Source organism: Terrabacter sp. RAF57, assembly GCF_052113925.1.
In the GTDB taxonomy this organism is placed as follows: Bacteria; Actinomycetota; Actinomycetes; order Actinomycetales; family Dermatophilaceae; genus Terrabacter.
On sequence record NZ_JBFRDT010000011.1, the window covers coordinates 244,801 to 252,869 of the forward strand.

An 8,069-nucleotide genomic window follows, 5' to 3' on the forward strand; every position below is an offset into this window, starting at 1 on the left:
TCTGACCGTGGCGCCGTGCCACGCGTTCTCGGGGCCCGCGCGAAGCAGGAGTGAGGACGATGGACCCCTCGAGGCAGCACGAGCACGCGACCTCCGCGACGGTGCCGCTCGTCAGCCCATTAGCCCAGCTCGCCTACGTCTTCTCGGAGTACTCGACGGCGACGGGCAACGCCATGTCGACGAAGATCAACGCGCAGGCGCGCGCCCACGAGTCCCTCGGTGGCCGCACCTACGTCGTCGTCAGCGACCGTCGCCGGCACGACTACGACGACGGCACGCTCGTGCGCTACGCGTCGGCGCGCTCGACCCGGCGCGAGTGGTTCACCGACCTCGAGCGACGCGTCGATGCCGTATGCGGTGTCACCGTCGGGCGGCGGCCGCTCGTCGCGCGGTTCCACCGGGAGGCGCTCGACGCCGTCCCCGCCGACGCGGAGGCTCTCGTCGTCTACAACTACGCCGGCGCCGTGACCGACCGGCTCGTCCGCCGGTTCGGCGGCAAGGTGGTGCTGCACCTCGGCAACGACGTCTTCCGCTCGTGGCGCGCCTCGGAGATCCGACGGGTCATCGCACGCACCCACGTCACCGTGGCCGTCAGCGACCACCTCGTCGCGACCATCGTCGACCGGATCGGCCACCGACCCGAGAACCTGCACGTCCTGCGCAACGGCGTCGACTCCGAGACCTTCCGGCCCGTCCCGCGCGTCCCCGGTGCGCCGGTGACGATCTTGTCCGTCGGCAACGTCATGCCGCACAAGGGGGTCCACCACCTCATCGCCGCCGCGGAGGTGCTGGCCAAGCGCACCCGAGACTTCCGGGTCCACGTCGTCGGCTCCGCCGGGCTCCGTCCTGCCGACGGCCTCTCCGCCTACGAGCTCGCGCTGCGGCGCGCTGCCGCGCCGCTCGGCGAACTCGTGCGGTTCACCCCGTTCGTCGACCGGCGCGCGCTGCCCGCCGTCTACGGTGCGGCCGACGTCTTCGCGATGCCCGTCGAGTGGCAGGAGCCGGCCGGTCAGGTGGTCACCGAGGCGATGGCCTCGGGGCTGCCGGTGGTCTCGGCCCGCAGCGGCGGCATACCGGAGTACCTCGGCCCCGACGGCGTCTACGTCGACCCGCGTGACACCGTGCACTTCGCCGACGCGCTCCACGCGCTCGTCACGTGCCCGACCGAGCGGGTCAGCCGCGGCCAGGCCCTGCGCACACGGGCCGAGTCCATGACGTGGGAGCGCAACGTCGCCGAGCTGATGCGCCTGCTGGCCGACTGAGCCGCGAGCACGCCGCGCGGGCCGGGGTGGCAGGATGTCCACCGTGACGGCACAGATCCTCGACGGCAAGGCCACCCTCAAGGCGATCAAGGTCGAGCTGACCCAGCGGGTCGCTCGCCTCCGCGAGCAGGGGGTCGTGCCCGGCCTCGGCACGGTGCTCGTCGGCGACGACCCGGGCAGCCACTGGTACGTCAACGCCAAGCACAAGGACTGCGCCGAGATCGGCATCACGAGCCTGCGCCGTGACCTTCCGGCCACCGCCAGCCAGGCCGAGGTCGAGGCCGTCATCGACGAGCTCAACGCCGACCCCACGTGCACCGGCTTCCTCGTCCAGCAGCCGACCGGCCTCGACGAGATGGCGCTGCTCTCGCGGGTCGACCCGAGCAAGGACGTCGACGGCCTGCACCCGATGAACCTCGGCTGGCTCGCGCTCGGCAAGCCGGCTCCGCTGCCGTGCACGCCGATGGGCTGCATCGAGCTGCTCCGCCGTCACGACGTGCCGATCGCCGGCGCCAAGGTCGTCGTCATCGGGCGCGGCCTCACCGTGGGCCGCCCGCTCGGCCTCATCCTCACCCGCAAGAGCGAGAACGCCACCGTGACGCTCTGCCACACGGGCACCAAGGACCTCGCCGCCGAGGTGCGGCAGGCTGACATCGTCATCGCCGCGGCCGGCGTGCCCGGCATCGTCACCAAGGCCATGGTCAAGCCCGGAGCCGCGGTGCTCGACGTCGGCGTGAGTCGCGTCGACGGCAAGATCGCCGGCGACGTCGCCCTCGACGTCGCCGAGGTCGCCGGGTGGGTCAGCCCCAACCCGGGCGGCGTCGGCCCGATGACCCGGGCACTGCTGCTCACCAACATCGTCGAGGCGGCCGAGTCCTCGGTCGCGTCCGGCGCCTGAGCGGCCCCGATGCAGTGGCGGGGTAGTGGCTTCGTCGTCCTCGGCTGGTGGTACCTCGTCGCCGGTCTGGCCGCCGTCGGGGTCCTCGTCATCGCCTTCCTCGACGTCCGGTGGGGCGGACGCATCATGGCCGGGGCGTTGTTCCTCGGCGCGCTGATCCGGCTCGTGGCCCGCCCCTCGCGCAAGGCGGGTGGGCTCAACGTCCGCTCCCGCACCCTCGACGTCGTCATCCTGCTGACGCTGGGCATCGGGGTGCTCATCGCGTCGGCCACCGTCAACGTCCGTGCCGACGTGCCCGACCGCACCTCCGTCGGCCGCACCGCGCGCTGACCGGGCGACCGTGCCGAGCCCTGCGCCCCCGGCGTTCGAGCACTACCTCCTGACCCGCTTCAGCGCGGTCTTCTCGGCCGACGTCCCGGCGCAGGAGGAGTGGCTGCGCTACCGCCTCGGCTTCTTCGTCGACGCCTGCTGGTCCTCGGTGCGCAGCCAGCAGGGCGCGGACTTCACCTGGCTCGTCCTCTTCGACGACCGCTGCAGCGACGACTTCCGCGCCGATGTCGAGGCTCTCGCCGAGGGCACGTTCACCCCGGTCTGGAGCCACGAGCGGTGGACACCGTCGATCTTCGGGCGCGCGATCGCCGAGCGCAGCCCGGCGGACAGCGCTTCGCCCTGGCTGCTGACGACCCGCCTCGACAGCGACGACGCCATCGCGCGCGACTTCATGGCGGGCGCGCAGGGCGAGTTCGCACCGATGGACGGCCTCTTCGTCGACTTCCCGCGCGGCATCCAGATCGACCGGAGCGGCGCCACCTACCTCTACGACCAGCTCTCGAGCCCGTTCCTCACGCTCGTCGAGCGCCGCCGCGCCGAGACGCCGCCGCGCACCGTGTATGCCGCCCGGCACGCCCGCGCACGCGAGTGGGGTCCTCTCCGGGAGGTGAGTGCGCCGCCGATGTGGGTGCAGGTCATCCACGGCACCAACCTGCTCAACATGACGGTCGGCGCCCGGATCTCACCCCGCGTCGTCAACGAGCGATTCGACCTCGAGCTCGTCTACGAACGGGACGTGCCGACGTGGGACCTGTTGCGCCAGAAGGCAGTCCACCGGGTCCGGCTCGTTCGCCTGTGGGTGCGGCACCCCGGCGAGCTGACGAAGCTCGTCGAGGCGAAGTACTGGCGGGTGCGCGGCACGCACGTGCGGCCGCAGGGCATGTCGCCCTCGCTGACCGAGGCGGTCAAGGCGAGGGCCGGCCGGCTGGGCTGGCGTCGCTGACCCGGACACACGGCATACGCGAAGGGCGCCGCCCACCTCGTGGTGGACGGCGCCCTTCGACGTGAGCGGTCGGCTCAGATGAGGCCGAGACCCTTGACGGCGTCGCGCTCCTCGGCGAGCTCGGCGACCGAGGCGTCGATCTTGCCGCGCGAGAAGTCGTCGATGTCCAGGCCCTGGACGATGCTCCACGCGCCGTCCTTGACGGTGACGGGGAAGGAGGAGATGAGCCCCTCCTGCACGCCGTAGGAGCCGTCGGAGCGCACGGCCATCGAGACCCAGTCCCCGTCGGGCGTGCCCTGCACCCACGTGCGGGCGTGGTCGATGGTCGCGGAGGCAGCCGATGCGGCCGAGCTGGCGCCGCGCGCCTCGATGATCGCCGCGCCGCGCTTGGCGACGGTCGGGATGAACGTGCCGGCCAGCCAGTCCTGGTCGCCGACGGCCTCGGCGGCGTTGCGGCCACCGACTTCGGCGTGGAAGAGGTCGGGGTACTGCGTCGCGGAGTGGTTGCCCCAGATCGTCATCTTCTTGATCTCGGTGACCGGCACGCCGAGCTTGGCGGCGAGCTGGCTGATCGCGCGGTTGTGGTCGAGGCGCGTCAGGGCCGAGAAGCGCTCGGTCGGGATGTCGGGGGCGTTGCTCATGGCGATGAGCGCGTTGGTGTTGGCCGGGTTGCCGGTCACCGTGATGCGGATGTCGTCGGCTGCGACCTCGTTCAGGGCCTTGCCCTGCGGGGCGAAGATGCCGCCGTTGGCCTCGAGGAGGTCACCGCGCTCCATGCCCGGGCCGCGGGGGCGCGCGCCGACGAGGAGGGCGTGGTTGACGCCGTCGAAGACCTTCGTCGCGTCGTCGCCGATCTGGACGCCGGCGAGGGTCGGGAAGGCGCAGTCGTCGAGCTCCATGACGACACCCTCGAGCGCCTTGAGCGCGGGGGTGATCTCGAGCAGGCGCAGCTCCACCGGGGTGTCGGGCCCGAGCAGGGCACCGCTCGCGATGCGGAACAGGAGGCTGTAGCCGATCTGGCCGGCGGCGCCGGTGACGGCGACCTTGACGGGGGTAGTGCTCACAGGTAGGCCCTTCACATCGGTGTGGCGCTGGACGTTCCGACGCTATCAGTGGCCACGTGCTCGCCCGGACGGGCGCCCGTGCTCAGCGCGGGCCCGCCGCATGCGTGCGCAACGGGCGTGACGACGATCACGCCGGGCCCGTAGGCGCGCTGCCGACGGCTCACCCGGGGGCGTATGCCGTCACGCCGGGTCGGTGCCCGCGGCGCGGTCGCGGTTGCGGCGGGCCTTCGCTGCCTTGTCGGCTTCCTCCGTCTTGGCCGCCTGAGTCGCGTCGCGGTACCACTGGGGCAGCGGATCGGCGCGGACCGCTCGGGGCGCGATCACGGTGCCGTCGCAGTCGTACTGTCGGCGACCCAGCAGCTCGGGCAGCACGGTCATCGCGCGCTCGAGGGCGTGGGCGAGCGTGCCGTCCTTCGGGGTCGGCTCGCGGACGAAGCCGAGGGTGTCCTGGCGCAGCAGCGGACGGATCGCGTCGAGGCGGGTCCAGAACATCGTCCCGGCGAAGAAGCCCAGCTCCCTCGGGTCGTCGAGCCGGGACAACGCCTCGGGCGTCACCGCGGGCTCGACGAGGCGTCGGACGGTGTCGGCGTTGCCGGCCCAGTAGGTGGAGAGGGCGAAGTAGCTGCCGCGAGGGCCGATGACCCCGGTGTCGGGGCGGTGCAGCACCTCGACGAGCTCAGCCAGGACCGCCGGGTCGGTGGGGATGAGCTGCTCGATCATCTGGTCGCGCCAGACGTCGCCGGCGCCGAAGTGCAGCGACTTCTTGGCGTGGATCTTGAGGGCTGCGACGTAGCCGCGGTGGGCGAGGTGCTCGGCCACCACGAGGAAGGGCAGGACGTCGCGGCCCCGGTTGGGCACGGTGACGCACCGTGTGCCCGGAAGGGCCATCTCGATGTCGCCGGCGAGGTGTGCGTGCTGTCGGGGGAGCGTGACGTAGAGGTCGACTCCCGCGGCGGCGAGGCGTTCGAGTGACGGCACGAGGGCTGGCCACACCTCGGCGTAGTAGAGGTGCAGGACGGCGGCCGTGTCGCCGGTCCGGGGTCGGCCCCGAGGGCCGCGACGGTCGAGGCGGTCGAGGCGGTCGAGGTGACGACGGGCGGCGCGCACCGCCAGCACGTCCCGCAGGTCGGTGCGCTGCTCGCGGAGGCGAGCGCGCACCGGGCGGAGGCGTCGACGGATCCGACGGCCGAGCGTGGGGCGGGGCATGTCTCTCCTGCGCAGGCGTGGTGGGAGGGCGGCGGGACGGCTCAGACGGTGAGGGCGAGCGACCCGAGGGCGATGAGCCAGCTGACGAAGCTGCCGACGAGAAAGTACTCGGTGACGTCGTCGATGCCGGCGGGGCCACCCGGGTAGGAGCCCGTCCCGGTGGGGTCGCCGCTCGCCGAGCGGGCTGCCGCCTGGATCTCGGGGAAACGGAGCAGTCCCTTGGCGGCGATGACGAGGCCGGCAGCGCCGAACTCGCCGGCCACGCCGAGGCCGAGGATGACGAGGCGCTCCATGGGCCCGAGCAGGCGCCCGCCCTTGAGGCGGTCGGCGGGCTGGCCGCTGGTCGGGGGAGCAGCACGCCCCGTGAGGGAGGCGGCGGCCGCGGCGGCTGCGTTGGCGTTGGTGACGTCGGACGGGCGCAGGGCCCCGATGGTGAGCAGGACGAGGCGCACGATGACGTTGGCCGTCGCGACGTTGAAGAGGACGAGGCCGGCGAGGAGCAGGACCCGTCCGACAGGGAGCGGACCGGTGCCCGGGAGGTCGGCCCAGCCGAGCCACGTCGCGAGCGCGCCGCCCGCCGGCGACGCTGCCCCGGAGAAGGCGAGGAGACCGACGACGAGGGCCGCGAAGACGGCCAGCGGCGCGAGAGCGCCCCGACCCGTCATCTGGGTGCGACGCGACAGCTCGGCCCATCCGGCCCCGGCGACGGCGGCGAGGGCGAGGGCGAGCAGGTCGGCCCAACCGTGCATCCCGGCCACGAGGGCGAGGCCGAGGATGGCGACCGGGGCGGCCACGTGCCCGACGGCCCGGCCGGGTCGCCATGACGTCGACCGGACGATGTCGCCGACGCCGATGCCGGCGAGGACGATCGACAGCCACGTCACGGCAGGTCGCCGAGCGTCGTCATCGCCTCGAGCGCGACCCCGATGCCGTCACGGCGCACGCGCTGCGAGACCGCGGACGGGCTGATGCCGACCCGGTCGGCGACGTCGTGCTGCGCGTGGCCGTGCATGAGTCCTCCGAGGATCTCGCGTGAGGTGGTCGACATGGAGCCAACCATGAAGTCCAGACAGTCGAGCGCAGCCCGCACCGCTGCGACGGTGGCCCGAGCCTCGTCGGGGGCGACGTAGGCCGTCCGGGACGTGCGCGTCTGCGCGCGCTGCGCCCGGTCCTCCGCCACGGTGATGGCCTCGCGAGCGGCCCAGTAGGCAGGCCCGTCGTGGATGCCGCGCACGGGGTCGAGGGTCGTGACGGCGCCGCGGCCGAGGCCGAAGCGGACGTCCGCCTGGGGGAAGAGCTCGGTGCGGACGACGAAGCTGGCCCGCAGCGCCGCTCCCAGGGTCGGGTAGACGCCCTGGAACTCGTCGCCGACGGTGATGACGGCAGGGTCGTCGATCGGCACCTCGGCGTTGGCCCGGGCCACGGCTGCCTCGAAGGCGTCGTGCAGGGCCTGGCGCTCGCGGTGGGTGCGGGACTCGACGATGTCGCCGATGAGCGCCACCGGTGAAGGTTCGACCTTCAGATCTGCCATGTGAAGATCATATCTTCATATTCAGGAAATAGAGCCTCGACCTTCACAAGGTCCTCTTCAATGACCGGAATGTCCGATAATGCAGTCAACGGCCGATCTGATATGTACCGTCCTGCAGCATGACCGTTCACTTCCCCCAGTCGACCTCGGGCGCAGCGCCGGCACGGCGACGTGTGCTCTCCGGGCTCGGAGGCGGAGCCGCCCTCGCCATGGCGACCGCGACCGCCGCGTCGGCGACCTCGCCAACGGTAGCTCCAAGCGCGATGGTCGCGGCGACTGCCACGACCGACCCGGTCCTGCATCTTTTGCGCCGCGCCACGTTTGGCCCGACACCTGCGCTGGTCGCCGAGGTCCGCACGGCGGGCACGACGGCATGGCTCGACGCACAGCTCGCGCCGCTCACCAAGGTCCCGGACACCGCTATGGACGGCATTCTCAAGCGCTGGCCGCGGCTGGGCTGGAAGACGTGGGAGGTGCGTGAGCGCCTCTCGGGCGCGGACTCATCGCTCGTCATGATGGACCTCGTCGAGGCGCACCTGGCCCGGGCCCTCTTCTCCCGCCGGCAGCTCCTCGAGACGGTCGTCGACTTCTGGACCAACCACCTCGTCGTCCCGGTCCCGAGCAGCGAGGTCTGGGACAGCGCCCACCTCTTCCAGCGCGACGTCATCCGCAAGCACGCGCTCGGCAAGTACTCCGACATGCTCAACGCGGCAGCGCGGCACCCGTCGATGCTCAAGGTCCTCGACAACGCCGACAGCACGAAGAAGGCGCCGAACGAGAACTACGGCCGCGAGCTGCTCGAGCTGCACACCGTCGGCGTCGGGAAGTTCACCGA

9 protein-coding genes are annotated in these 8,069 nt (G+C 72.2%); 5 read left to right on the plus strand and 4 right to left on the minus strand.

Features of this window, described 5'->3' with window-relative positions; genetic code table 11:
- Positions 1-59 precede the first annotated feature (59 nt).
- The 4 genes from AB4Y83_RS14345 to AB4Y83_RS14360 are packed head-to-tail and all read left to right on the plus strand — an operon-like array spanning position 60 to position 3,433.
- A complete protein-coding gene (locus tag AB4Y83_RS14345) occupies positions 60-1,262 on the plus strand; it encodes a glycosyltransferase family 4 protein (RefSeq protein WP_442297295.1) in 1,203 nt (400 codons plus the stop codon).
- A 43-nt stretch (positions 1,263-1,305) separates the two neighbouring features.
- A complete protein-coding gene (locus tag AB4Y83_RS14350; RefSeq protein WP_056778412.1) occupies positions 1,306-2,160 on the plus strand; it encodes a bifunctional methylenetetrahydrofolate dehydrogenase/methenyltetrahydrofolate cyclohydrolase in 855 nt (284 codons plus the stop codon).
- A gap of 9 nt (positions 2,161-2,169) precedes the next feature.
- On the plus strand, positions 2,170-2,490 hold the full coding sequence (locus tag AB4Y83_RS14355; protein ID WP_442297296.1) for a DUF3017 domain-containing protein: 321 nt from the start codon (positions 2,170-2,172) through the stop codon (positions 2,488-2,490).
- 10 nt (positions 2,491-2,500) lie between these two features.
- Positions 2,501-3,433: a glycosyltransferase gene (locus AB4Y83_RS14360; RefSeq protein ID WP_442297297.1), complete on the plus strand. Its 933-nt coding sequence runs from the start codon at positions 2,501-2,503 to the stop codon at positions 3,431-3,433.
- 74 nt (positions 3,434-3,507) lie between these two features.
- Here AB4Y83_RS14360 and AB4Y83_RS14365 read toward each other — a convergent pair whose 3' ends face one another.
- The 4 genes from AB4Y83_RS14365 to AB4Y83_RS14380 form a co-directional block, all read right to left on the minus strand.
- Positions 3,508-4,497: a malate dehydrogenase gene (locus tag AB4Y83_RS14365; RefSeq protein ID WP_442273947.1), complete on the minus strand. Its 990-nt coding sequence runs from the start codon at positions 4,495-4,497 to the stop codon at positions 3,508-3,510.
- Between the two features lie 180 nt (positions 4,498-4,677).
- The gene (locus AB4Y83_RS14370) at positions 4,678-5,703 is read right to left on the minus strand and encodes a rhamnan synthesis F family protein (protein ID WP_442297298.1); all 1,026 of its coding nucleotides are present in this window, start codon (positions 5,701-5,703) and stop codon (positions 4,678-4,680) included.
- Positions 5,704-5,744: 41 nt separating this feature from the next.
- Positions 5,745-6,587 (minus strand): hypothetical protein, encoded by an 843-nt coding sequence (locus tag AB4Y83_RS14375; RefSeq protein ID WP_442297299.1) that lies wholly within the window; start codon positions 6,585-6,587, stop codon positions 5,745-5,747.
- Complete coding sequence (locus AB4Y83_RS14380) at positions 6,584-7,234, minus strand: SatD family protein (RefSeq protein ID WP_442297300.1); 651 nt, start codon at positions 7,232-7,234, stop codon at positions 6,584-6,586. The genes AB4Y83_RS14375 and AB4Y83_RS14380 overlap by 4 nt, the downstream gene beginning before the upstream one ends.
- Positions 7,235-7,353: 119 nt before the next feature.
- On the opposite strand from AB4Y83_RS14380, the gene AB4Y83_RS14385 reads away from it, so the two are divergent.
- The coding region (locus tag AB4Y83_RS14385) for a DUF1800 family protein (RefSeq protein WP_442297301.1) at positions 7,354-8,069 on the plus strand (716 nt) is incomplete at its 3' end.